The organism is Nitrospira sp. Ecomares 2.1 (genome assembly GCF_965152585.1).
The window spans coordinates 2,307,313-2,331,533 of the sequence record NZ_OZ224219.1 but is presented as its reverse complement, the minus strand read 5'-3'; the positions used below and the strand labels follow the sequence as shown (position 1 = coordinate 2,331,533).

At 49.0% G+C, this 24,221-nt stretch carries 16 protein-coding genes; 10 read left to right on the top strand and 6 right to left on the bottom strand.

All coding sequences use genetic code 11. From position 1 onward, the window contains the following. The first annotated feature begins 155 nt into the window (after positions 1-155). The 4 genes from ACWHYD_RS10110 to ACWHYD_RS10095 all read left to right on the top strand — a co-directional run bounded on the left by ACWHYD_RS10110 (position 156) and on the right by ACWHYD_RS10095 (position 6,008). Positions 156-1,826: a SulP family inorganic anion transporter gene (locus tag ACWHYD_RS10110; protein WP_447965771.1), complete on the top strand. Its 1,671-nt coding sequence runs from the start codon at positions 156-158 to the stop codon at positions 1,824-1,826. An 866-nt stretch (positions 1,827-2,692) separates the two neighbouring features. Beyond that, a complete protein-coding gene (locus tag ACWHYD_RS10105) occupies positions 2,693-4,390 on the top strand; it encodes a CHASE2 domain-containing protein (RefSeq protein ID WP_447965770.1) in 1,698 nt (565 codons plus the stop codon). Between the two features lie 82 nt (positions 4,391-4,472). Next, the gene (locus ACWHYD_RS10100; RefSeq protein ID WP_447965769.1) at positions 4,473-4,988 is read left to right on the top strand and encodes an SH3 domain-containing protein; all 516 of its coding nucleotides are present in this window, start codon (positions 4,473-4,475) and stop codon (positions 4,986-4,988) included. A gap of 156 nt (positions 4,989-5,144) precedes the next feature. Continuing rightward, the gene (locus tag ACWHYD_RS10095) at positions 5,145-6,008 is read left to right on the top strand and encodes a M48 family metalloprotease (RefSeq protein WP_447965768.1); all 864 of its coding nucleotides are present in this window, start codon (positions 5,145-5,147) and stop codon (positions 6,006-6,008) included. 125 nt (positions 6,009-6,133) lie between these two features. On the opposite strand, the gene ACWHYD_RS10090 is transcribed toward ACWHYD_RS10095, so the two are convergent. Continuing rightward, positions 6,134-7,171, bottom strand: a complete 1,038-nt coding sequence (locus tag ACWHYD_RS10090) for an iron-containing redox enzyme family protein (RefSeq protein ID WP_447965767.1) — start codon at positions 7,169-7,171, stop codon at positions 6,134-6,136. A gap of 136 nt (positions 7,172-7,307) precedes the next feature. Between ACWHYD_RS10090 and ACWHYD_RS10085 the strand changes: the two genes are divergently transcribed. Continuing rightward, positions 7,308-8,306, top strand: a complete 999-nt coding sequence (locus tag ACWHYD_RS10085; protein WP_447965766.1) for an L-histidine N(alpha)-methyltransferase — start codon at positions 7,308-7,310, stop codon at positions 8,304-8,306. A gap of 1,169 nt (positions 8,307-9,475) precedes the next feature. Here ACWHYD_RS10085 and ACWHYD_RS10080 read toward each other — a convergent pair. The 5 genes from ACWHYD_RS10080 to ACWHYD_RS10060 all read right to left on the bottom strand — a co-directional run bounded on the left by ACWHYD_RS10080 (position 9,476) and on the right by ACWHYD_RS10060 (position 17,891). Next, entirely contained in the window at positions 9,476-9,667 is a 192-nt protein-coding gene (locus tag ACWHYD_RS10080) for a hypothetical protein (protein ID WP_447965765.1), read from the bottom strand. A 404-nt stretch (positions 9,668-10,071) separates the two neighbouring features. After that, the gene (locus ACWHYD_RS10075; protein ID WP_447965764.1) at positions 10,072-11,091 is read right to left on the bottom strand and encodes an IS110 family transposase; all 1,020 of its coding nucleotides are present in this window, start codon (positions 11,089-11,091) and stop codon (positions 10,072-10,074) included. Positions 11,092-11,533: 442 nt separating this feature from the next. Further along, complete coding sequence (locus ACWHYD_RS10070) at positions 11,534-13,129, bottom strand: AAA domain-containing protein (RefSeq protein ID WP_447965763.1); 1,596 nt, start codon at positions 13,127-13,129, stop codon at positions 11,534-11,536. 32 nt (positions 13,130-13,161) lie between these two features. After that, on the bottom strand, positions 13,162-17,367 hold the full coding sequence (locus ACWHYD_RS10065) for a DUF4011 domain-containing protein (RefSeq protein ID WP_447965762.1): 4,206 nt from the start codon (positions 17,365-17,367) through the stop codon (positions 13,162-13,164). A gap of 389 nt (positions 17,368-17,756) precedes the next feature. Then, on the bottom strand, positions 17,757-17,891 hold the full coding sequence (locus tag ACWHYD_RS10060) for a hypothetical protein (protein ID WP_447965761.1): 135 nt from the start codon (positions 17,889-17,891) through the stop codon (positions 17,757-17,759). Positions 17,892-18,109: 218 nt separating this feature from the next. Between ACWHYD_RS10060 and ACWHYD_RS10055 the strand changes: the two genes are divergently transcribed. From ACWHYD_RS10055 to hypD, 5 genes are all read left to right on the top strand, one after another. Beyond that, positions 18,110-19,489 (top strand): metallophosphoesterase, encoded by a 1,380-nt coding sequence (locus ACWHYD_RS10055; RefSeq protein ID WP_447965760.1) that lies wholly within the window; start codon positions 18,110-18,112, stop codon positions 19,487-19,489. A 156-nt stretch (positions 19,490-19,645) separates the two neighbouring features. Next, on the top strand, positions 19,646-22,072 hold the full coding sequence (hypF, locus tag ACWHYD_RS10050) for a carbamoyltransferase HypF (RefSeq protein ID WP_447965759.1): 2,427 nt from the start codon (positions 19,646-19,648) through the stop codon (positions 22,070-22,072). Beyond that, positions 22,063-22,344: a HypC/HybG/HupF family hydrogenase formation chaperone gene (locus tag ACWHYD_RS10045; protein WP_447965758.1), complete on the top strand. Its 282-nt coding sequence runs from the start codon at positions 22,063-22,065 to the stop codon at positions 22,342-22,344. Before hypF ends, ACWHYD_RS10045 begins: the two co-directional genes overlap by 10 nt. An 11-nt stretch (positions 22,345-22,355) precedes the next feature. After that, positions 22,356-23,048, top strand: a complete 693-nt coding sequence (locus ACWHYD_RS10040; RefSeq protein ID WP_447965757.1) for a D-sedoheptulose-7-phosphate isomerase — start codon at positions 22,356-22,358, stop codon at positions 23,046-23,048. Further along, positions 23,045-24,190 (top strand): hydrogenase formation protein HypD, encoded by a 1,146-nt coding sequence (gene hypD / locus ACWHYD_RS10035; RefSeq protein ID WP_447965756.1) that lies wholly within the window; start codon positions 23,045-23,047, stop codon positions 24,188-24,190. The genes ACWHYD_RS10040 and hypD overlap by 4 nt, the downstream gene beginning before the upstream one ends. The last annotated feature ends 31 nt before the right edge of the window (positions 24,191-24,221 follow it).

The following is a 24,221-nucleotide window of genomic DNA, read 5'->3' as shown; positions in this document are numbered from 1 at the left end:
CTGAATTATGTACTGTAAAGAACATCTACCGTTTAGATACCCATTTTTCCCCTCTCAGATCAGTCAACAGTCCATGCGCCTCAACACGCTAGTTCGCTCAGTTGCGATAGGTGATGGTTTCGAAAAACCTCATTCATGAAGGAGTAAGAGAGACGATGCCCATGATTCATGGACTGCATTTCAAGAACATTCGAGGAGATATATATGGGGGTGTGGTCGCTGCAGTCGTCGCCCTTCCCTTGGCGCTGGCATTTGGTGTGGCCTCCGGTGCCGGTGCGATTGCCGGACTGTATGGCGCCATCTTTGTCGGCATGTTTGCCTCCTTGTTCGGAGGAACACCTGCGCAATGTTCCGGCCCCACCGGCCCTATGACGGTCATCATGGCGGGTATACTCGTTCAGTTTTCTGACAATCCCGCCCTCGCGTTTACTGTGGTGATTATGGGTGGTGGATTACAAATTATTTTCGGTTTACTTGGCTTTGGTTATTATATTGCGCTTGTTCCCTATCCGGTTATTTCCGGATTCATGAGTGGAATTGGATGCATTATTCTTATTTTACAGGTGGGACCGCTTGTCGGATTAGAAGCCAGACCTGAGGGAATTGTCGAAAATCTGATGGCCATTCCTCAGTTTTTGGCCAATCCTCTGCCTCAGGCAGCGATTCTTGGTGTCGTCACCCTCTCCATTATGTATTTGACACCGGTACGAATCAGTCAATTCATTCCTCCCCAACTACTCGCATTATGCCTGGGTACCTTTGCCGCCTATATGTTTTTCCCCCAGGTGCCGTTAATCGGGCATGTTCCAGAGGGGTTCCCCTCTCTAATTTTTCCTCATATTGAGCCTCATGCCTTTGTCATCATGGCCGAAGGAGCGGTTGTGCTGGCTCTCCTGGGCAGCATCGATAGCCTCCTGACCTCGCTGGTGTGTGACAATATGACTCGGACCCAACATGATTCCAATCGTGAATTGATTGGTCAGGGAATTGGCAATATGGTGGCAGGGGTATTTGGTGGCCTTCCCGGAGCAGGAGCGACGATGCGGTCCGTGGCGAATATTCGGAGCGGCGGTCGTACCCCTCTGTCAGGGATGCTGACCGCGTTGGTCTTATTGGCCATGTTACTCGGATTGGGGCCCTTAGCGGAAAAGATTCCCTTAGCCGTGTTAGCCGGCATCTTGTTTAAAGTGGGATTAGATATTATTGATTGGAGATTTCTCAGGCACTTACTCAAGGCCCCACGAACAGATGTGATCATCATGGGAGTGGTGCTGGTCATTACGGTTCTCGTGAATTTGATCACCGCTGTTGGCGTGGGAATCGTACTGGCCAGTCTGTTGTTTGTAAAGCGGATGGCCGACCTTGAGTTGGCAAATTTGCGGATCATCAGCGCGCCGACAACCGAAATACCTTTTGGGCCGGAGGAAAAGGCCATTCTTGAACGCAATAATGGGCGAATTGTCTTAATCCACGTGGATGGACCCATGAGTTTCGGATCCGCTAAAAATATGGTACGCCGGCTGGAGTCGATAAAAGGCTTCAACAACTTTACTCATGTCCTTCTCGACCTGTCGGATGTCTCGGCCATTGACGGAACTGCCGCTCTTGCCATTGAAGATATGCTGCGTATGGTTCAGGCCCATCGCCAGAATCTTTACTTTGTTGGAATTAAAGCGGGAGTGCTTAAAGTTCTGGAAGGATTGGGGGTCTTGGATCAGATTGGCCCTGAACAGCGATACGACCTTCGATTGGATGCGTTGCGTCACGCCGATCAAGGGCATAATTTTTTACCCACAAATGAATTCTCCAGAGCGCAACGGGCATGACTGAAATATTAGCACGCCGCCATCGCCAATGGAGTACCCGGTTGTTCCCAAGGCCGACGCGACCTCAAACAAGAGAGAGAAACGGATGAGGTTCAACCATGGATAAGAAATGCGTGAACAGGGTTACTAGGAACATGGCGAGAAAAATTAAAGCCAGAGCCCGGTGAACGACTATCGTTGGCACCCTGGCAAAAAATTCACGTCTTGACGATGCGGCAAGGCAATACACACAAACCTTCCGATAATTCCGAACGTGGGCGTTTTAATTCCGCCAGCAGTCCCTCCTTCTACCCCCCCCCCCCCCCGATGAAAATGACAATGAGGTAGAGAGAGGCATTACCCCAAATGATATGAAGCCTGCCGCCCTGGCAGAAACTGAATGAAAGGCCCCCACCAAAATTTCATCCATTATCGGCAAATTCCCCGGCCTTTTGGTGCCATTTGTTTTAATGAAGGATGAGACCGAAAAGGGTAAAAAACATTATACGCCGAATTTACAACAAAACAAATCGAGAAAAAGAGGGAAGAATCCTGCCAAGGACGGAGGATTGCCCCTCCGCAACCTAAAGGCTTGTTCAGCCGTGAAATCGAATGAAATCGGCATGGTCTATTGAGAGAATGCTTATACTACAAAAAATGGAAGGGAATATCTTTTGACGGAAATTTGGACAAATCATTAAAAATTCCGCCCCATGTTTCCTCTGTACATTTCTTCAGTTGTTGGCTACCATTTCTACTTGAATGTTTTAATTCCTACCTTTCTGATCACTCCTGCGGAATTTCTGTTTTTTTGTTAACCCAAGTCGTGGGTGCCGTGAGATGACAGCGATTCAGGCCAAACACAGGTTTAAGGTCTTGCTCAAGAGATGAAGAACTTTTCTATCGAAAAACTCATTCAGATCGGGTATCGCTTTGTCACTAAATCCCAAGGTCATTTTTATCTCTATCTGGCGATTTTCTGTAGCGTTCTCGTGATCTTGGATGCCGGCTCCGTTGAACTGATTCGGGGAATGAAGCTGAAAACCTTTGATGCGATCATGAAGAACCGGGTGTTGTTTCACAAAGCCGATCCCGACATTGTGATTGTCGATATTGATGAAGCCAGTTTGGAGGCTATGGCTCAAGAATATGGCCGGTGGCCATGGCCCCGTCAGGTCTTTGCCGAATTTCTGGAAACACTACAGGAGCAACAACCCTCAGCCGTGGTGTTTGATATTTTATTTAGTGATCCGGATGTATTCAATAAAGCATCCGACTCGTATTTCAATGACGTCGTCAGTGGTACGGAAAATACATTTTTCCCCATGATGCGGTTATCGTCAACGAACGATGAGCTCAGCAAGGTGACCCCTTCCATGATTCCCGGCATAGAACCCGTTCCCGGGAAACCCCAAGACGAGAAAGGAATTGCCCTGGTTCTGCCCGCCTTCACCGCCATTCTGGAGAGTGGAAGAATGGGCACCAACAATGTTTATCCTGATCGGGATGGCATTGTTCGACAGTACCCTATCTATCGGGATCACTATGGGTGGCGTGTGCCTTCCCTTCCAGCAAAGCTGGGGGAAACCCTGGGATGGAGACTACCGGATGATTCAGATGTGTATTTGAACTGGCGTGGGAAATTTGGGGCCTTCCGGTCTGTCCGCTTCAGCGAAGTGTTTGACGATTTCTTGCGGAGAGACGGGCAGCGGGCGCCGGATGAATTCACGAATAAAATTGTGATTATCGGGTCCACTGCCTCTGCACTGTTCGATACCAAGCCCACGCCTATGGAGAAAATTCATCCCGGTGTGGAAATTCTGGCTACCGCGATCGGGAATATCAAGAATGGAGATTGGATCACCCAACCGAAGAATCCCTGGCTCTTTACCGCTCTGGCGCTTGGTCTTATTTGGGTCACGGCGTTGGCATTTTTAACCGGGGTCAAACGTAAAGCCATTGATATGGTGTTTGCCGGTTCGCAAGTGGGTTTGATGGCCTTTACCTTCGCGAGCTTGAATCTCACCACCTACTATCTTGATTTAACCGCACCCATCACGGCAGGGTTGATCTATTTTTCTCTCGCGCGGGTGTATGCCTATGCCGAAGCCACAATCATGGAAAAATATGTCTGGATTAATGTGGAAGAGGGTGTGGACGGTTGGCAATATACCGTGGTGGTGGTCCTTCAACCGGAGAGTTTGGAAGAAATTTCGGAAGCAAGGTTCCTGACCCTGTTAAAGCGGGGTCTCTATGGCAAAAAAGTCGGGTTTACGATAGAAGCCTTTTCGCGGAAACCTGCCGGCATTGAAAAAGCCTTTCAAAATATGTTTCTCATTTATTGGGTGGAAAATCATGTGGAAACAAAGCCATGGGAGGTGGGGAAATCCGGCGAACAGACGGTATCTCTGGTTCGAGAAGTTGCTCGCAGCATCTGTGAAAACGATAGAATAGGATGTAAGCTCGGATGGTGCCAAGGACCTCTAACGTATGGAGATGAGAAATCGAGGCTGGAGGCTTGGCAACAATTAGTGGTGAAAGCCATGGTGAATCTCAAAGACCAGCCGCTTGTGATTACATCATGATCCGTTATCCTGAGGCCCCATGTCTCAGGTAGTGGTTAACCGGGAACCGCTTGGTCGGTTCCATGCAAGAAGGAGCACGTTGATGAAAAACTGGGTAGCCTTCCTGGCAATTGTCCTTATTTGGGTCTTTCCTGCAGGGGGAAACGCTACGGATCCGGGGATAGCCATCCGATCCTGCCAAGTCATGAGCGAACCCTTTAAAGATGCTCAAGAAGTGACATCATTAAAGGAAGGCGACACCGTAGAGATCATGAGCAGGAAGGGTGGATGGTTAAAGGTATCCCGGAAAGGCCGGACCGGATGGGTCAGGATGTTATATATTCGTCGGGGGGCCTCCGCGGAAAATGTTTCGGCCGCGACGGAAGCTTCAGGACTTTTAGGCCTGGCTACCGGGAGAGCTGGGAGTGGAAATGTTGTGGCCGCCACGGGGGTGCGTGGATTAAATGAAGAGGAATTAAAAGAGGCCAAGTTTAATGAACATGAACTGCAGAAACTGAAAACCTATAAGACTTCAAAGAAACAGGCACAAGAATTTGCTAATCAGGCAGGGTTAACCGTACAAAAAGTTCCGTTCATTCAGCCCACAGACGGGAATTAAAAAATGAGCAATCAGCATACTATGAAGAACTGTCTACCCTCTGAATCTTTACGGCCTGTTTCTCTGATATTCCACAAGCAACAGGCAATTCCTGGCCCGAAAGGATTCCTTCTGCGTGCTTTCATTCTGATATGTGTGTTCTCCGGGGTGGCAACCATGACTCATGCCTTTGATCTGGGTGATGCTCTCAAACAATTGGGGCAGCCGAATGAAACCACCATCGGAAAAACAAAGGAAGGTACTCCGGAGAAAAAAACCGGCAAGAAAGCTCCTTCGCTGACAGACTTGACCGATCTGGTCAAAGGGACTTCCACCGAAGAGGAAATAGCCATAGGGCAAGAGATTGCCGGACGGCTCCTTGGAGCGGCCCCCCTGGTCGAGGATGAACGCCTGCAGCGGTATGTCAATCAAGTTGGGAAATGGCTCAGTTTACAGAGTGGAAGAACGGACCTGGATTGGTATTTTGGGGTGATTGATTCCGAAGACATCAACGCCTTTGCGGCGCCAGGGGGATTTATTTTTCTGACGAAGGGTTTGTATACACAACTTCATTCTGAAGCGGAGTTGGCTGGAGTCCTGGGGCATGAGATCGGTCATGTTATCAAACAGCATCAGCTGACCATTATTAAACAAAGCCAAGCGATTGAGATGGGAAGCAGCCTGTTTTCCCAAAAACTTGGCAAAATGAAAAATGAACAAGCCAAGCAGGCTGTGAATAATGCTATCGGGAGTGGAGCGGAGGTGATGGCTCGTGGGTTGGATAAAGATGCCGAATATCAGGCCGACAGGATTGGGGTGGTCCTGGCCACCAGGGCCGGCTATGACGCATATGGCCTGCCCATGGTGTTACAGGAAATTGGTCATGCGGGTCTCAATGACAGCAGCGTCGCCTTACTGTTTAAGACTCACCCTCATCCCGACACGAGATTGGCAGAACTCGGCGATTCCATGGGAGAGACCTTTGATACATATTCTGACGGCAAAATTGTGAAGGAGCGGTTTTATAGATTGGGAAAATGAATAAATTAAATTAGTTTTGACCTGATTGGCGGGAAGGATGCCTGTCCTTCTTTAGAGAAAAGGCTGAGTCTTTGGGACTGTTCTCTGGTCTGGAGAGCTGCCGGGTTGACAGGCAGCACATACGATTAGGCGTTCTCGGCTTGTTGGACGGACTTGGCAATAGCCAGACCGGCGCGTGTGCTGAGGGATCGTTGCTGATCATAGCCCATCACAATTTCCCACGCGCTATCTTGATACCGAGTAATCAGGGGAAGGGCGACTTCATTCAACATCCATTGACCGTGCCGAAGATCCTCCTTAATGTGGATATCCCAGTAGCCGATCGCTTTTTCGCTGAGGCCAAGCCGTTCTCCGGCGATTTTATAATGTTGGAATGCGGCAGGAACAGAGATCTCAAAGTAGAGAAGACTGCCAATATACCGTAAGAAATATTTTTTGCGTTCGGAAACGGTGAAGCTGTGGTTGATATTGGCTAGGACTTCCCATGGCACGATGTCAAAGTAGGCTTCCGGCGTGGGGTCCATACCCAATTCCTTCAGCATCGCCGAAAAAAACGACGTATGTTTTCTCTCTAATTTGGCCCCCCCATACTCCTCAAAGAGAATCTTCGTGAGCATCGTTTGGATTTCATTCCCAACACCGCCAATTACTCGTGACAATTGACTTGCTTCCACCAAACCATCTAAAGAGGCGATGGCCAACAATTGACGGTACCCCACCGGGGACATGTCGTTGCGATAGAAGGCCCCGGCTTGGGAGAGTTCCGGGTTAAGATCTTCTGCCGCACGTTCTCGAAGCGCGGCCTCGATGTCCAGTCCCTTTAAGGCAGAGAGATCGATGTTCTGAGCTTCCCAGGCCTGCCAGGCGGTTGCAATCTTTTTCCGTATGGAGTGAAGGAATTCTGAATCCTCATTCGTATAATTCTCAAGGTCGTCATACCAGAACAGTTTCAATCGGTTGATTCGATAGAGAATCTGTTGGAGAAACAGATGTGCCGTGGAAGATGAAGACTGGTCTTCATAGGCCTCAACCATCGCCTGATCTAAGACATCCTCGAACGGCTTCAGGCATTTGGGCATGTGCGCGACATACTGATCGAGATTCTCCTGCTGAAGGAACTGCGTAAAGATCTCTTGGGCCTCGCAGTATTCGAGGTCAGACATGTTGCGAACGAAAGAAACACTCATCAGGGAAGATAAAAAATTAAAAAGGATGTATAAAGGGTGGGCGACTTCATACTAGCAAGCCTGAGCAGGGGGAGCAAATACCAATCATTTTTACCATGGAAGAAGGAAGCTAATGTCATTTCAATTTCACAATCTCCGATCGGGAGCTGCAGCACCGCCATCTGATGACCTGTTCGCTCAAACTGTGTTGAAAGGGCTGTCGAAAAGTCCGAAATGCCTGCCATCGTGGCTGATTTTCGATGATCGAGGCAGCGAAATCTTTACCGAAATCACCCAACTTAAGGGCTATCAACCCGCTCAATGTGAATATGAGATTTTCAGCAAGCAGAAACAGGCGATCACCGATATCCTCAGGAATCAGACCTTTCGAATGATTGAACTGGGGGCCGGAGATGGAGGAAAAACCCAAATTCTTCTTCAGCACTGCATACAGAGCCAGCTGATATTCGAGTATGTGCCGATTGATATTTCCGAGGGCGCAATCAAGACACTTCTATCTTCTCTTGAGTCACGATTTGGAGAAGGGCCTATGTCGGTGACAGGACTGGCCGCCGATTATTTTGATGGACTCCGCGCGATTGGTGAGCAATCGAGGATCCGGAACTTTGTGCTCTTTTTGGGTTCGACCATTGGGAATTTTACGTTGCCGGCGGCCGAGGAGTTTATTGGAAAGCTGCGGGAATGTTTGAATGAAGGGGACTATATCATGATCGGGTTCGATCTCATGAAGCACCCGAAGACCCTGTATGCAGCCTATAATGATTCAACAGGAGTCTTCGAAAGATTCAACCTGCATCTTCTTGATGTCATCAATCAGAAACTAGGGGCAAATTTTTTGAAAGAACGGTATGTCCAACAGGGCCAGTATAATCCACAATCTCATGCGGTCGAAAGCTTTGTTTACAGTACCCGTGAGCAGGTTGTGTACATTGAGACACTGGATAAGGAGTTTCATTTTGAGGCATGGGAACCGATGCAAACCGAGCATTCCTATAAATACACGCAATTAGAGATTGAAATGTTAGCTGAAAAGAATGGGTGCCGGATCGTAAGGCATCTGTTTGATACCAACAACCACTTTGTGAACTCGATCTGGGAAGTGAAGAAATAGTTGCCATCGGGTTGCTGCTTCACGGTTAGTGGTAGAAGAGGAGGTTCAGGTGTTGATCCCTTCTGGTTCCGGCGAGAGTATCAGGTAAATTCTTTGACGTGGTCGAATCAATAGACGAAAAGGGGCCATGCCGCGGTAAGCAACTCAGTCGAGTGCATGGGGTTACCGAGCAGTTATTTACCTTAATTAAGCATCAACAGTGGCCACATCAGAAAAGAGGGTTCGACCTCGTTACAAGGCATGCCAGAAATGGGTTTGCAGTCTTTTAGAGGAAAAAGCATTTCTACTAAACACTGAAACTGTACCGATGGTTAGGGCCATTGAGTGCGTAGACACAACACATGGAAAAAGAGTTGAAAACTGTCAAATTAGGACTGGCACTCGTAAAGAATCTACAAGATAACTTGAGGCTTGGAATGTCACGGGTTTTCTGAAATTCTTTTTAACTTACAAAGAATTTCTGCTCATTCTTTAGAAGCCGGGTTCTGAAGTTGAACGTGTTGAAATGAAGAATCCTTCCCGACGATCTCTTGAGGGCTGGCTTGTTTGGGGACAGGTGGGGACGATTCAATCTGAGGATTTGAGGATGTATTCGAAATTTTTGAAGAAAAGATAACAGGACTGAACACAAAAAGAAGAAACACGATAGGCCAGAAGACAAGCTTTCTCAAAGGACAGTATATGCAATCCTCAGAATCTGCGTATTGGTCTTTGTCCTTCCTTGTTCCTGTTTTGCTGTAGCTCATTTGACTGTTGACGAGCCTTTTACAAATTTCCTTGTAAGACCATGGCGCTGGTACTCCCATTTATCGGATTGCGATAGGGATAAATTAATACCTTCCCCTGGTCACTTCTCGGGGCTCCGGCATTGATGTTCTAGAAAGGTTTAATGGATCATCCGATGGCAAGAAGAAGCCAATCCAAAATAGAGGACCCGCTCCTGAAGACTTAAAATTGAGGGATGGTCTGGTCGCTTCAATGGCGCATGATTTTAAGTAGTCAGGAAGGTTTAAGCACTTTTCAGGAATACGAATTAAGCTGAACCCATAGAAAAGGAAGACATCTGTACGCGTAATTTCGCACTGGGCCTCCAATGAAAGACTCCCAATTCTCTTGGACCACCATGAACGACTTTCCATTCAAAGCCTTGCGCTAATTCCAGAACAAATTCATTCAAATCCAAAGGACCCGCAACCTCCATCATCACAGGCCTCTTTCGTTCCGGTCCGGTTCCCTATTTCACACAGATAGCGCAAAATAGTCATAGAGGGATCAATGTAGGGTAATGTTTTGATTTCCCCACCCAGAACAAAACGGATGGCGGAATTTTCAGGGCTATCAAATGAAGTCAGATTTGGCATGTCGTTCATAACATCGTGTGCACAATAAGAGTTGAGTCACAAGCTTTCACTCTATAAGGCTATTATTCCAGCTTTTCCTGATAGGTCAATGCGTGCGAAGAAACGATGAAAGTGAGCATCAGTCGATATTGTCATGTATGGACGCTCCCGAGAATGCAAGGGTTCTTGAACGAAACCAGCGAATCAGGATTGCCGTCATGTATCCGGCCTGTTTGCGCGGTCTTGTGACCGCTGGCCTTGATGGAATCCGCCTCTGAAGAAGGGCGGTGGAGAGACGCCCAGTCAATTTATCGAGCTCTGTGCTCGGACAAAACCTCGGGTTGAATCTCTCCTGGCTCCCTTGTTCGCCATCACGTTCTTTTTACCCTCGCACTTCCTGCTTCGTCTGACGTCGTATTGTTTCTCTAAGCCGCTACCTTGAAAGTCTGCTGATCTCTCATCATGGCCCAAACGGTTCGGGCCGTTTTATTGGCCATGGCCACCAGCACCACATTAGTCGGCCGCCTTGTCAGTAACTTCCCAATCCATGGTGAGGGTTGCTTGGGTGCCCCTCGTTGCCAACGCAACACCGCTCGAGAGCCGTGAACGAGCAGACGCCTGACATACCCGTCGCCGCGCTTGGAGATCCGCCCTAACCGGCTTTTCCCGCCCGAGGAATGTTGCCGGGGGACGAGGCCCAACCAGGCCGACAGGTGTCGCCCCGATTTGAACTGCGCGCCATCACCGATGGTGGCCACCAGGGCCGTCGCGGTAATCACACCCACACCCGGAATGGTCGTTAAGCGTTGGCTCGCTTGTTGGGAACGATGCCAGGCTTGCAGTTTGCTCTCCAGCTTCCGGATGGCCTCCTTCACCGTCTGAAGCTGGGCGATGAGGACACCAAGGGCTTCGCGGGCAAACGCTGGGAGACGAACATCATCCGAGTCTTCAATCATCACAATGAGATCATTGACCCGCGAGGCCCCCTGGCTAGCGGTGAGGCCCAGCTCACAGCAATGCCCTCGTACGGCATTGATGAGCATCGTGCGTTGCTTGACCAAGAGCTCTCTGGACCGGTGAAGCATCAGCACCGCCTGTTGGTCGGCGCTCTTAATGGGCGCAAACCGCATGGTGGGCCGCACCAATGCCTCGGCGATGGCTTCGGCATCCGCGGCATCATGTTTATTGGTTTTTAAAAAAGGGCGGACATATTGCGGGGGAATCAATCGCACCTGGTGACCCTGGGCGCTGATCTCTCGGGCCCAGTGGTGCGCACTCCCACACGCTTCCATCCCCACCAGACACGGCGGTAAGGTCGCAAACAACTTCAGCACCTGAGCGCGACGTACTTTCTTGCGCAGCACGGCTTGCCCCTCCTGATCCATTCCATGTACCTGAAACACATGTTTTGCCAAATCAAGGCCAATCGCTGTGATGTTGTGCATGAGTCCCTCCTGTTCATAAAGTGCTGTGACGGCTAGTATAATGCCGCAGCGCTATAACAGGAGCGTCCATACCATTAATTTAGTGCAATTGAAATCCAACAGGCTTATCGGTTGCGCAGGCCAGGATTCTATAAGCGCCTACTACCGAATCCCAACTCAGGAAAGTACGTGTGTAAGGATAGTGAAAAATGGAGGATACCTAATAGCGAAAAGTAAAAAACCCTTCAATTTCTACCTAATTAAACTCAGGAGGAAAAGTTGTTTGGTTTTGGTGGGGTCGGAGTCACTCTGAAAAACCTTGTTTTGAGACCGGATCTGGGCCCTCATCGTAGTTATTACAAAAAGATGAGTAAGACTAGTTGTATAAATGACTGGACTTTTACCAAATCCTAATCTAAATAGCGGGCCTTTATCTTCAACAAGTTCTCTTTCAGATTGGAAGTCATCTGTCCGAAATCGTATCGCTCCAATACAGCCTGAAGAAGTTGATCTGTGTCTTTGCTGGTGGTTTGGCGATGAAGGTACTTAGCACTGCCCCTAATTCTGAAGGCGGGATTTCATTAAATTCTCGGTTTCCCCGTTTACGTACTATTACAGAGGGGGTCCCAGTGCTACGAACGATCCAACGATACACATCATCCTCCGCATTGTGTTCATTACGATCTTCAAGCTTTCCTTGCCTTATAGCTTTTCTAATTGCTGCATTAAATTTCTGGCGAATTGGATTAGGGACTCCCTCAAGGGGAGGGGAGGCTTTCTCAAATAGTCTGGCATAAATAAAGTAAGCACGATGACAAACCATTGGTCCCTCAACTGAAATAATGGCAAGGAGCCCGTTTATGATTTCCTCCAAGGTAGCAGAGCGAGGGTCAGGAAGGGCGGTTTTTCGCCAAGAGGCATAAGGAGCCTGGTACCCATTGAACTCAATTTCTTCATCGGTAACTGGGCTCTGAATTTGGTGGGTAGAGAAAAGGTCTTTCTTGTCCTCTTTGAAATCTTCTACCTTAGAAGACACTTCTTCTGGAAGAGTTTCTGGATATTTGATTCGGTCGCTCTCTCTGCCCTCATTTTCTTTATTGCTTTCCTGCTCTCTTCCCCGGTCTGCAGAATGCAACTGGGTCAGGGACTCATGAATTTTATTTACTGTACCCACAGAATCAATCCAATAATCTGTTGACCAGATTCTTAGAAGTTTCCATCCCAAGTCATTTAAAACAGCATGACGGACCCGGTCTCGGTCTCTGGCTGAGGGAGATCTATGATATGTGGCTCCATCACATTCTATACCCGCTAAATATTTTCCGGGATGATCTGGATGAACGATACCAAGGTCAATGCGAAATTTTGAAACACCAATCTGCGTATGGATTGTCCAACCCATCTTACGAAGTCGCTCTGCAACGGCTTCTTCAAAATCGGAATCAAATAGATCAGTGCCGCCAACACTAAGAATAGCTTCTCCAAGGGCCGACGGACCTCTGTCTGCAAACTCCAGATAGTGTTTTAAGTCTCGGACAGCTAGAGCAGGCGTTCGCGTAAGATCAATCATCGAAGGATCAAAGCTAGTAAAAATAACTACTTCAGATGTTGCTCGTGTGATCGCAACATTTAGCCGTCTCTCACCGCCTTTCCTGTTTAACGGACCAAAATTCATTGACATGGTTTTTGCTCCCGGTGCATCTGGGCCATATCCGACACTCAATAAAATAATGTCTCGCTGGTCACCCTGCACTGTTTCAAGGTTTTTCACGAAAACCGGTTCTGGAGCATTATCGCCAAAGAAACATTCCAGATCAGGGTCAGTCCTTCGCTCTTGATCCAGTAGGTCATCAATAAGCCGCTGCTGTTCAGAATTGAGAGTAACAATGCCAATGCTAAATTTGTTTAACTCAGCGTCTTTCAACCGACGGACGACTTCCTGAACAACAGCTTTGGCTTCATCAGGATTAGTGCGCCCACGGCCACGTTGATACAACCCCGGCACCTTAACTAAAGAAACTGCGCTCTTTTTTATTTCCGAGGATGGAAAAGTAACCAAGTCTCCCCTGTAATAACGATGGTTTGAAAAAGCTATGAGACTTTCATGCCGGCTTCTAGGTCTTCAATGTCGTTTTCGTCACCCTCTTCCTCACCAGGAGCACGATTAAAATAGTTAGTTGGCGGCATTTGCTTTGGATCACCTACTATAATTACATTCTTCCCTCGAGCGATGGTGCCAATTGCGTCCCAGACGGTTATTTGCGAAGCCTCATCAAAGACAACTAGATCAAACAATTGATTCTCTGCCGCAAGAAACTGTGAGACTGACAACGGGCTCATAAGGAGGCATGGAGTCAGCGCCGTAATCACGTCACCCATTTCTGCTACAAGCTTACGGGTAGGCATATGTCTAGATTTTTTTTGTAATTCTCGATTGAGGATGCCGTAACCTTGAGGTCTGTCCTTTTCATCATGGTTGGGAATATTCTCGCTTAGTTTTGCCCCTATATACGCAATAGATAGCTCTGAAAGTCTCTGGTCAAGCTCTCGAAAGGCGTTAATTATTTCTTCGTGTTCGATGAAGGAAAATGTTCTTAACGTTTGTCGGGCATCTATAAGTTCGCCGGCAAGCCAGATACAGTAGGCTGTTTGGAATGCGTCTTCTGAATCACCAGGCTCTATTAGCCCAGTTTCCAGAGTTGATATTAAAGTGCCAAGCCCTGCTGCTTTTGCCTCGCGGCAGACAGCCTGCCACCGGCACCAGGAATTGATACGAGGCTGTAAATCTATTAGCCCCTGTGCCCTGGATTGCAGGTCTAGAATGTTTTCGTTTAACCTATCCTTGCTCTGCGCTTCCTGCTCAAAGCCTTGCAACGCCGATTCAAAGGCTTCCATATCCGATACTAGACGTGATGCTGCCTCTGACAAAGGCATTCCCGGCTGCAACAATTCGCGTTCCTCAACGCACAAACGTCTAACGGCTTTTCGCAGTGCCGGCAATCCCTGAACATCACTCGTTAATCGTGCCATCCCTTCCCGAAGTCTTTTTGCTCCTTGAAGGATTTCAGTACTCTTTTCGATGTTTGTTTCTAACCCCCTCCACAGCGCACTATCAGGGAGCTCCGAGGCGGCGGAGTCCATCTGCTGACGGGTAGATTTCAGTTTCATTAGGACCGGTAAGTCCTGCTCTGGTTTCGGACGAGAAGAAAGTGAGAATGCCTTCCTCCACCTGCCAGCAAACACCCAACATTGTATAGGTCTAAAGGGCCATGGCAGTAAAATTGCTTTTATCCAATCAACATTCCACTTGTCTACCGAAGCACCTGCAATACGATCATCGGGATAAAAACAAGATAGCTGCGTTTTTTCGGATTGGTATTTTTTCAAAGAAGCCAAAGCAGTAGCGAAGGAAGCAAACACAGATACGTTATCCGAGCCTAAAGCAAACTCCAAGTTGTGAGCGGCAGCCAACGGAATTGTTGCTGCAATTGAAGACAGTCCCTGGAATTTTGAAATCGTTGGTTTAGGTTCTGTCAATCCAGCATCAATTGTAAAAGTAGCAGATGATTTCAGTAACTGATCAATTGTTTTTAGGAGATGTTGTGCCGCCTGAACCAAACGGCCCTGCCATGCATTGGACCAATCACATTGTGAAATATCTGCAAACGTCACTTTATCCTGGATATCCAGCTCTTTATAGCTTTGCCCCAAGCGTTTAGCAATATTCTCTAAGTGAGTAAGTCCAACTGTATTCTGAGCCCTGTCTGAGTTAAGTCCGCCTGGCCAGTCAAGTCGAAAACGATGAATATCCCGCCAACGTGCAGCACGCGCAATGGCAGCACGAGGACTAATCCCTGTTTGACCAGGTGTATGGAGGTCTTTTACCAAACCGTTTAAATCATTGCGGAGTGCTGTAAGTCGCTCAGCTTCTTTATGCCATTCTGTTTGAGTATGGGCACTTCGATAGTCCCAGGACTTGCCTAGTTGGTTGAGAACCTCCCGTTTGTTTGCTTTATTTGAATGCAGCTCCAAACAAAAATTGCCCAACCCCTTTTCAAGTAAACGGCCGTAGACTACCTCCAGGGCTGCCATTTTTTCTGACACGAAAAGAACCTTGTGGCCAAGGGCCAGATTGTGAGCAATAATATTAGCAATTGTTTGTGACTTTCCTGTGCCGGGTGGTCCCTCAAGAATGAAGTCACCCCCTAAAGCCGATGCATGAACAGCTACAATTTGAGAACTATCCGCCGGTAAGGGCATAAATAGTTCGGAAGGATTTGTTTTTTCATCAATTTGATCAGACCGTAAAAATGAAGCTGAATGTTCATAGGGATCACGGGGTTTATCAATAAGGTGCTTAACGAATTGGTTTTGTTTCAAAGATTCAGTCCTATCCGCTAAATCTTTCCACATGAGGTATTTTGAAAATGAGAACGTGCTCAAAATTACCTCTTCAATTACTTCAAATCCCGCCATATCTCTAACGGCTCTTTTGACAATTTCCCAGATCAGCGGAACATCTATTCCAGCGTGATCTTTAGGAAGCTCTCCTTCCAGCTCAGGTAAGCGGAGCTGAAAGTCTTGGCGCAACATTTCAAGCAAGGTCATGTTAAATACAGGCTCATCTTCGTGCTGAATGATTTTTACCTTGGAAGCCGCACTTCGACGGTCAAGTTTAACGGGCACGAGAACTAGAGGAGCTCGATAGGTTCGTTCCTCATGCTCTGATTGTTTCCATCTTAAAACGCCCAAGGCAAGATAAAGTGTGTTTGCCCCCCCTTCTTCCATGTCGGATTTTGACTTGCGGTAGAGCTGAACCAATCCAGCATCAAGTTCCAATTGAGGTGCATCGGACACAATTTCATCACGCTCAAGTGCTTCTTCGATGAATTGCTTTGAAAAATCCTTTCCAGTGCGTTTTATAAACATGTCATTATCACGCTCATTTTGCTCACCGGATAATCTAATCATTGGAATGACGGTAATCTTTTTTCCTTCTGCAAGCTTGTCTTCTAGCACGGCAGGATCCGAACAATGCAAGCGAATTGCCGTATTTGAAGATTTAAGATTTAAAAGCCTATTTCTTTTCGTCAAATCCAGAAGTTTCCGCTTCCAATGATCTAGTCGTGTTTCAGGCGTATCCGGAAGTGGGGTTTCGTTTATCCCAAGGTCAAACGCAGGAAGCTCTGGTGCAGCTTCAAGACCTTGTACTAAACCGCCTTCTTCTTCCGCATTTCCTGGTGCATTCTTGGTAGAAAAAGCTGCTAGTGGAGTTATCTGCTGGTGACGGGCGCGTTTTATATCTAGCGCATAAACAAAGTCCTGCTCATTGCCTTCCGAAATACGGCGGTCACCCTCTGCTATCGCCATTGAAAATGGTTGCGGTGGTTCATTAACCACCAGTGTGGTTTCAAAAATGACAAGTTCTTTGAGGGCGATATATTTCCGTAGCTCTGTGCAATCGTCAGTGCTGAGTGCAGGCATCTGCTGCGGTTGTAGCCAGGCACCACACATGGCATGGCCTTTAGTAAAGGCAATTACATCATTTAGTCCAAACTGCTCCAGTGCAGCGGCAAAAAAGACCGTACTATCGAGGCATGTTGCTAGACCATGCTCCAAAACCTGGCTCGGGGTTCTGATTTTTTGTCCATCAAGCTCAAAACTTGCTGGCGGCTCAGCATATACAAGACGGCGCGATGAAATGGCAGTCCATATAGCTGCCACCATTTTCCACACTCGCTGACGTGACCGTGATTGATAACCGTCTAAAGCGGGTTGCTCACCAGCCCGTCGCAATGTCTCGCCTGCTTGCTTGAGTACCCAGCTTACAGCGGGGTCGTTAGGCAGGACGAAAGCAGCAAGGAGTTCTGGCATGTGAGCTGCTCCGCCCCATTCATTTTTGGCAAGCCCAATCAATGTATGCTGTTTTTCACAAAGTACTTCGTCGCCGTTATAAAGAGTGAGCTTCACTTCAGCACGCATGCGTTCATTGATATTCGACAGAAAAGCTCCTGCCAGCGGCACCGACCGATCACGAATTCTGACTTCTGCTTTGGGAGAAAGACGGTCAATTTTCCAGATCTTTGAGGAAAACAAAGGGGGGTCACATTTAAGAGACAACTCTAGATCTTCAAAAACTTCATCTTTAGGATTTTTTACAACAAGGTCAGCTATAACGGCGATATCGTTTTGGTGGGAGGCGAATGTAAGACGGTCAACAATGGAGGCGATGATTTCCAAATTGGGAGAATCATCCACGTTTTCGTAGGGGTTAGGATTTTTCAGGGCGGGTTCCATATAGTGGGTATAGTCAACTACAAGGGTAAAAAAACGTGGATCGTCGGCAGCAGGGTGACGAGGTGGGGAATAATTCCATCTTCATCTTGAGAAGAGCCTGAGACTATGAAATTTCGTATCCAGCCATCATACTAATAGACGATATTAAGAGCAATTTTTAAGTCTAGACAGAATCATCGAAAAGCCAATGATTTCTTTCTATTATTTTGGAAGTGTAACGATCCTGAAGAACCTACAAGCATTGATCTCCTGCTTGACCAAAATTGTTATCTATTCGTCAGACTATACTGTTCAAGGATTAAATTTTTGTAGATAGGGAAAAAATAGCCCGACTGAGGTGAGCATGGCGGCTTCCAGCACCGCCTTATGGCTGACGAAAGCACTTTTGACTATTGCAGTTCGATCCGGTTCCCGGCGACTTTCACGACATAATCTGCCCTGCCCATAAACCACAAATAGCCGACATTATCAGTATGGCCTGCATCGTCGGGGGTACCCACGCCCAGTATGGTATACCTTTGCATCAGAAACCCTTCATGGAAACCCTAAACTATACGGCTTCCTCTATGGGGAAAAATTTTCCCGAAGTATATTTTTCGCCATTTGTAAGGATGGGTATTTTCGGCGCTGATTTGCCTATGCTCAATACGCATATCTTCGAAATGACGTACATCTTGAAATGGGCTCCATTGAGAGGTACCTTAGGGCATAGGTGCTTACCTTATGTTCCTGGAGGTAAAGGATGTGGTGGTGGCGTCATCGGGCAGTCCCGTCAAAGCTTCAATTCCTGGTACTCGTGGCCTACGCGTGGCTGGGCTCGGCTGGGCTCGAATCTGCTTCCGCCCATACTGACTCAGAAGTCCGCAATGTGTGGGTGCAGGGTGTGCCACCTCACCGCGGACTCGTGCGCGCCATTACCGAAGGTGAGCATTGCCCCTTCGCCTACTTCGATGGCCGCCCTACGCGAATGAAAGTGCGTGCGCAACCGAATTCGGATTTTAATGTTCTGGTCTGTGAACTCCTCGTGCCCCATGAGACCGACCGAATCGAAGTTGCCGGTCGTGACCTGCGCCCGGTTTCTCGGAATCCACAGCGAATCGCGGTAGTCGGAGACACCGGCTGTCGCATGAAGGGGGGGAGTGCGTTCGACGACGGATTCCAGAACTGTGGCGACCCCGACGATTGGGAGTTCGCCAAGGTTGCACAGCGTGTAGCGGAGTGGCAGCCGGATCTGATTATTCAGTTGGGAGATTATATCTATCGCGAACAGAAGTGCCCCGATGGTTGCGGGAATTGCCAGGGCAGTCCATACAACAGTCCGGGTATGCGCATGGCGACCTGGAATGCGGAGTTCTTCGATCCGGGAATACCGATGCTTGAGTCGGCCCCCATCGTCTTCGTACGGGGTGACCACGAGACATGTGAGCGCGCCGGACTGGGGTACGTTCGTTTTCTCGACCCTTTTGAGTTCGCAGCCTGCAGTGACTTCAGTGATCCCTATGCCTTGGAGTTCGAAGAACTGCAGTTGGTCGTCATGGATACCGTACAGGCCGATGACACTTCGCTCTCGGCAAACGTGGTGGTCAATCGCTATGCGCAAGATTTCGAACGGGCAGCGAAGCTCGCAAAGGGTCTCACCTGGCTCCTCAGTCACCGTCCCATCTGGGCCTTGCGGCCGGCTCACAGGATCGTCTCCGAGCCAAAGACCGATGCGTGCGGCAATCAGATGATTCCACCCGTAGCTGTGGAAGATATCAATGTGACTACTCAGGACGCATTGACTGCCTCAAACCTGGCAGGCCGCTTACCGCCGGCGGTAGACCTCGTCCTCACCGCCCATATTCACGTGGGTGAGGTGTTGAGCTTCACCGGCCGTCGGCCCCCTCAGATGGTCGTAGGCATCAGTGGCACAAAATTGCTTCCAGCTGTTACCAGGGGACTTGAAGGGAGGGTCATTGACGGCGAGACTGTGACGCACGCCATGATGGTCTCGGTCCACGGATTTTTTGGTTTCGTGCCCCGTCAACGAGGTGCCTGGAGTATGAACGTATTCAACGCTGGTGGAGCGAGCGTCACCAAATGCAGGATCGATGACAAGAATGCCCACTGTCGGTCGCGGTAAGCGTTACTCTACAGGGACACTGTGTTGTGTGAAGAGTAGAGAGAACTCAGTTCTCCAGTGCGGAAATATCTCCGGGGTCCTGGCCGGGTTCACAGTCCTTCAATACCCGACGCATGATTTTGCTGAACTGTGGGACATTGACGGAGCCTGGCTAATATGATGGAAACAGTCACGGTGAGAACCTCAAACGAACAGGCATTCAATATCCAAGTGTCTGGATTGGTCCAGGGTGTCGGTTTTCGTCCGAAGGTCTGGCAACTGGCTCAACGATTTGATCTTCGAGGTCATGTTTCCAACAATGGAAACGGTGTTCAAATTCTGGTGGCCGGCGAGGAAGATAACCTCAGGCATTTCATTCATGATCTGACGCACAATCCTCCACCACTCGCAAAGATTACGGAAATCTTCACAATGGCCATTTCCTTGAGTGAGATCCCTGGAGGCACGTTTGTCATTGCCGGAAGCAACAAAAGTGCTGTCCTGACGGGCATTGTGCCGGATGCCGCCCCATGCCCGGAGTGCGTGAAGGAAATACTGGATCCTTTTGCCAGGCGCTACCGCTATCCCTTTACAAATTGCACGCATTGCGGGCCCCGACTGACGATTCAGGAAGGTATTCCCTACGATCGTTCTTCCACCACACTGAAAGAATTTTCCTTGTGCGAGGCCTGCCTGAAAGAATATCACGATCCCCAAGACCGACGGTTTCATGCCCAGCCGATCGCCTGCCACGCATGCGGTCCGAAGGTGTGGCTTGAACGGATAGACGGAAAACCTCTAGCGGTACATTCCGATATGAAACTTGATGAGGCCGATGCGGTCTGCAGTCTTTTCCGGAAAGGCCATATTCTGGCTATTAAAGGATTAGGCGGTTTTCAACTTGCCTGCGATGCCACCCAAGAAGAGACGGTCAGACGGCTTCGTGCCTTGAAACAACGGGAGGGAAAACCGCTGGCTTTGATGGCACGCGACCTGGAGGCCATACGACGGTATTGTGTGGTAGGGGAGAGGGAAGCCGAACTCTTGCAAAGCGCGGCCGCACCCATTGTCATCCTCAAGCGCCATCCGGAGATGACCCTTGCACCGGGAGTGGCTCCCGGCATGTCGACATATGGGTGTATGTTACCCAACTCACCGCTTCACCATTTAATCCTTCGCTGTATGACTCATCCTATTGTATTAACCAGCGGGAACCATGCCGGAGAACCCCAGTGGATCGACAATGACCAGGCCAACGTACATTTGAAAGACATTGCCGAATTTGTGGTTCTGCATGATCGGGGGATTGCCCAACGTATTGACGATTCGGTGGTCAAAGTCATGGATCAGGTTCCACGGGTGCTGCGACGGAGTCGAGGGTATGCACCTTCTCCCATTTGGCTTCCTTCGGGCTTCGAACATTCTCCTGCTATCCTTGCTATGGGTGGTGAACTTAAAAACACCTTCTGCTTACTCAAAGATGGACAAGCCCTGCTCTCCCATCACATTGGAGATTTGGAGGATTCTTTGACCTATGCCGATTATCAACGGGCCCTCTCCCATTACCAACGTTTGTTTGAACATAGTCCGGATAGTATTGCGGTTGATCTGCACCCGGAATATCTGTCGAGCAAGCTGGGACGGGCCCAAGCCAACGGTAGCCATCTCCCGATTCTTGAAATCCAACATCACCATGCTCATTTCGCGGCCTGTCTGGTCGAAAACGGAGTTCGCTTAACGACTGAACCGGTCCTTGGCGTTATCTTGGATGGATTGGGCTATGGAGAAGACGGCACGATTTGGGGCGGAGAGTTTTTGCTGGCGGATTATGGGGGCTTCACTCGTCTTGGGTCCTTTAAGCCCGTGCCAATGCTCGGCGGAACTCAGGCAATAAAGGAACCGTGGCGGAACACCTATGCGCATGTGATGGCAGAAATGGGGTGGGCGGAGTTTGCGATGAACTACTCTGATCTGCCGTTGTTTGATCTTTTCGAGAGGAAACCTCGCATGATGCTGGACCGCATGCTGAGCCATGGGATTAATAGCCCACTTGCGAGTTCTTGCGGTCGGTTGTTCGATGCCGCCGCCGCTGCAATGGGTATTTGCACAGAGCAAGTTCTGCATGAGGGGCAGGCTGCCATGGAGATGGAAGCTCTGGTGGACGACGAAACAATTCGGCATGAAGACGAATCGTTAGCATATCCATTTTCCATTCCGCGCCTGAAATCCTCTGGAATGCCCTATGTCGAACCGTTAGGAATGTGGCAAGCGCTTCTAGGCGATCTAATCCTCCATACACCGGTTCCCGTCATGGCCGCACGGTTTCATAAAGGACTTGCCAACGTGATTTGCAGCATGGTCACCCAATGCTCACACCCTCCTGACGGTCACGGCCGGCATCACACGGTGGTCCTTTCAGGTGGCGTGTTTCAAAATCAGGTATTATTTGAACTCGTAAAACACAAGTTGGAGGCAGAAGAATTCACCGTCCTTTCGCACAAACAGGTTCCAATGAACGATGGTGGCATTGCCCTTGGACAGGCCGCGATTGCCGCAGCTCGTTCCTTGCCAGAGACCAATAAGGTTCGATCCACATGTGTTTAGGCATACCCGGGCAAATTGTAGAAATCAGCAATGTGGAGCATAAGCTCGCGATCGTGAACGTGGGTGAGGTTCGACGGGAAGTGAATATCGCCTGCATTGTCGATGAGGAGCATTCTCCTGTGGCGTGTGTCGGGGATTGGGTGCTGATTCACGTGGGATTTGCTATGAGTCGGATTGACGAAAAGGAAGCTAAGCGGACAATAGAGTTGCTGACTGAAATGGGAGAAGTGCAAACCGCAATCCAGGCGATACGTCAGTCAAATACCTCCTAAAGGATGGCCGCATGTCTAATCAAAAAATATTAGCCTCTCTTTATCCCTTCCTGCAGCCGTCTTCGAAAGATTCGGCATCCGTAAAATCCGGATTACTTGAATCGGTGCGAATGAAATCGCAAGATAGCACCCAAGTCATCCAAACATTTTTTGACGCACAGAGCGAAAAAGTCGTGGCCGCTGCCATGGCCGTAGCGGACATTTACCGGCATGAGGGACGGCTGTTTACGATGGGCAACGGCGGATCGAGCTGTGATGCCGCCCATATTGCCGTCGAATTTTTGCATCCAGTGACCACCGGGCGCCCTGCGCTTCCTGCCGTCAATCTTGCGGCCGATCAGGCCATGATGACCGCTGTAGGAAATGATGTGGGGTTTGATCACATTTTTGTGCGCCAGTTGATCGCTCAGGGAAAGGCCGGGGACGGGGTGATCGGCGTGTCCACGAGCGGCAATTCCGAAAATATTATGCGGACCTTTAGGAAAGCTAAGGAGATGGGGGTGACCACCATTGGCCTCACCGGGGGACTTGGAGGAACCATGGCAACCTCTTCTGCAATTGATCATTGCCTGGTTGTGCCTACTGAGAGCATTCACCGGATCCAGGAATGTCACGTCCTGATCTATCACATCCTTTGGGATCTCGTGCACACCCTTCTTGCTGATCATCGCGGCGCGTCGGCCACAAATGAGGAGAAGCTATGAAATTTGTCGATGAATTTCGTGATCCCCAAAAAGCCCGGATCCTTATCCAGGAAATTGAGGGACTGGTGAAACGGATACCCATCTGTCTCGATCGGCCCATCTGGATCATGGAGGTCTGCGGTGGGCACACACACACGATTTTTCGCTATGGCCTCAATAAAATGCTCCCGAAGGAAGTGGAGTTCATTCACGGACCGGGCTGTCCGGTTTGTGTCCTTCCCCGTGGCCGCGTTGATGATTGTATCGCCCTGGCCGAACGGGATGAAGTGATCATGACCACATTCGGGGATGCCATGCGAGTGACCGGCTCCAAGAAAAATCTCCTACAGGCCAAAGCCGAGGGAGCCGATGTGCGCATGGTCTATTCACCATTGGACGCCTTGAATCTCGCCCGAGTGAATCCTGAAAGAGAAGTGGTGTTTTTCGGTCTTGGTTTTGAGACTACCATTCCCAGCACGGCCCTGACCCTTCTTCAGGCGAGAGAAGAAGGGATTAACAATTTCTCGATCTTTTGCAATCACATCACGATCATTCCCACGATCAAGGCCATCCTGGATTCTCCTGATCTTCACTTGGACGGGTTTTTAGGCCCGGGTCATGTAAGCATGGTAATAGGAACGAAGCCCTACTCATTTATTGCTGAGTATTATCGAAAGCCCATCACCATCGCCGGGTTTGAACCATTGGACATATTACAATCCGTGTGGATGGTGCTTAAACAATTGGCGGAGGGACGCTGTGAAGTGGAAAATCAATATACACGGATTGTTCCTCCTGATGGGAACACGCAAGCGTTACAGGCTATTCAAGAGGTGTTTGAATTGCGAGAGTTTTTTGAATGGCGGGGATTAGGATCCATCGATCATTCCGGGGTCAGGGTCCGTGAGGAATTTTCTGCGTTTGACGCTGAACGAAAATTTCCTCTTCCCAATTTGAAAATTGCCGATCCCACGTCCTGCCAATGCGGGGAAGTGTTGAAGGGGGTGATTAAGCCGAGTCAATGTAAGGTATTTGGCACGGCATGCACTCCTCAGAATCCCTTGGGAGCGTTGATGGTCTCGACGGAAGGCGCCTGTGCGGCCTACTATCATTACGGCTGGATTCCTGAAGAAGATTTACATCCGGCAAAAAGCCCCGTGTGAGAAAATGGAAAATCTAAAAAATCAGTTGAAT

Coding starts and splice junctions, on each gene's coding strand:
- ACWHYD_RS10110 (WP_447965771.1), top strand. CDS start 156: ATGCCCATGATTCATGGACTGCATTTCAAGAACATTCGAGGAGATATA.
- ACWHYD_RS10105 (WP_447965770.1), top strand. CDS start 2,693: ATGAAGAACTTTTCTATCGAAAAACTCATTCAGATCGGGTATCGCTTT.
- ACWHYD_RS10100 (WP_447965769.1), top strand. CDS start 4,473: ATGAAAAACTGGGTAGCCTTCCTGGCAATTGTCCTTATTTGGGTCTTT.
- ACWHYD_RS10095 (WP_447965768.1), top strand. CDS start 5,145: ATGACTCATGCCTTTGATCTGGGTGATGCTCTCAAACAATTGGGGCAG.
- ACWHYD_RS10090 (WP_447965767.1), bottom strand. CDS start 7,171: ATGTCTGACCTCGAATACTGCGAGGCCCAAGAGATCTTTACGCAGTTC.
- ACWHYD_RS10085 (WP_447965766.1), top strand. CDS start 7,308: ATGTCATTTCAATTTCACAATCTCCGATCGGGAGCTGCAGCACCGCCA.
- ACWHYD_RS10080 (WP_447965765.1), bottom strand. CDS start 9,667: ATGCCAAATCTGACTTCATTTGATAGCCCTGAAAATTCCGCCATCCGT.
- ACWHYD_RS10075 (WP_447965764.1), bottom strand. CDS start 11,091: ATGCACAACATCACAGCGATTGGCCTTGATTTGGCAAAACATGTGTTT.
- ACWHYD_RS10065 (WP_447965762.1), bottom strand. CDS start 17,367: ATGGAACCCGCCCTGAAAAATCCTAACCCCTACGAAAACGTGGATGAT.
- ACWHYD_RS10060 (WP_447965761.1), bottom strand. CDS start 17,891: ATGCAAAGGTATACCATACTGGGCGTGGGTACCCCCGACGATGCAGGC.
- ACWHYD_RS10055 (WP_447965760.1), top strand. CDS start 18,110: ATGTGGTGGTGGCGTCATCGGGCAGTCCCGTCAAAGCTTCAATTCCTG.
- hypF (WP_447965759.1), top strand. CDS start 19,646: ATGATGGAAACAGTCACGGTGAGAACCTCAAACGAACAGGCATTCAAT.
- ACWHYD_RS10045 (WP_447965758.1), top strand. CDS start 22,063: ATGTGTTTAGGCATACCCGGGCAAATTGTAGAAATCAGCAATGTGGAG.
- ACWHYD_RS10040 (WP_447965757.1), top strand. CDS start 22,356: ATGTCTAATCAAAAAATATTAGCCTCTCTTTATCCCTTCCTGCAGCCG.
- hypD (WP_447965756.1), top strand. CDS start 23,045: ATGAAATTTGTCGATGAATTTCGTGATCCCCAAAAAGCCCGGATCCTT.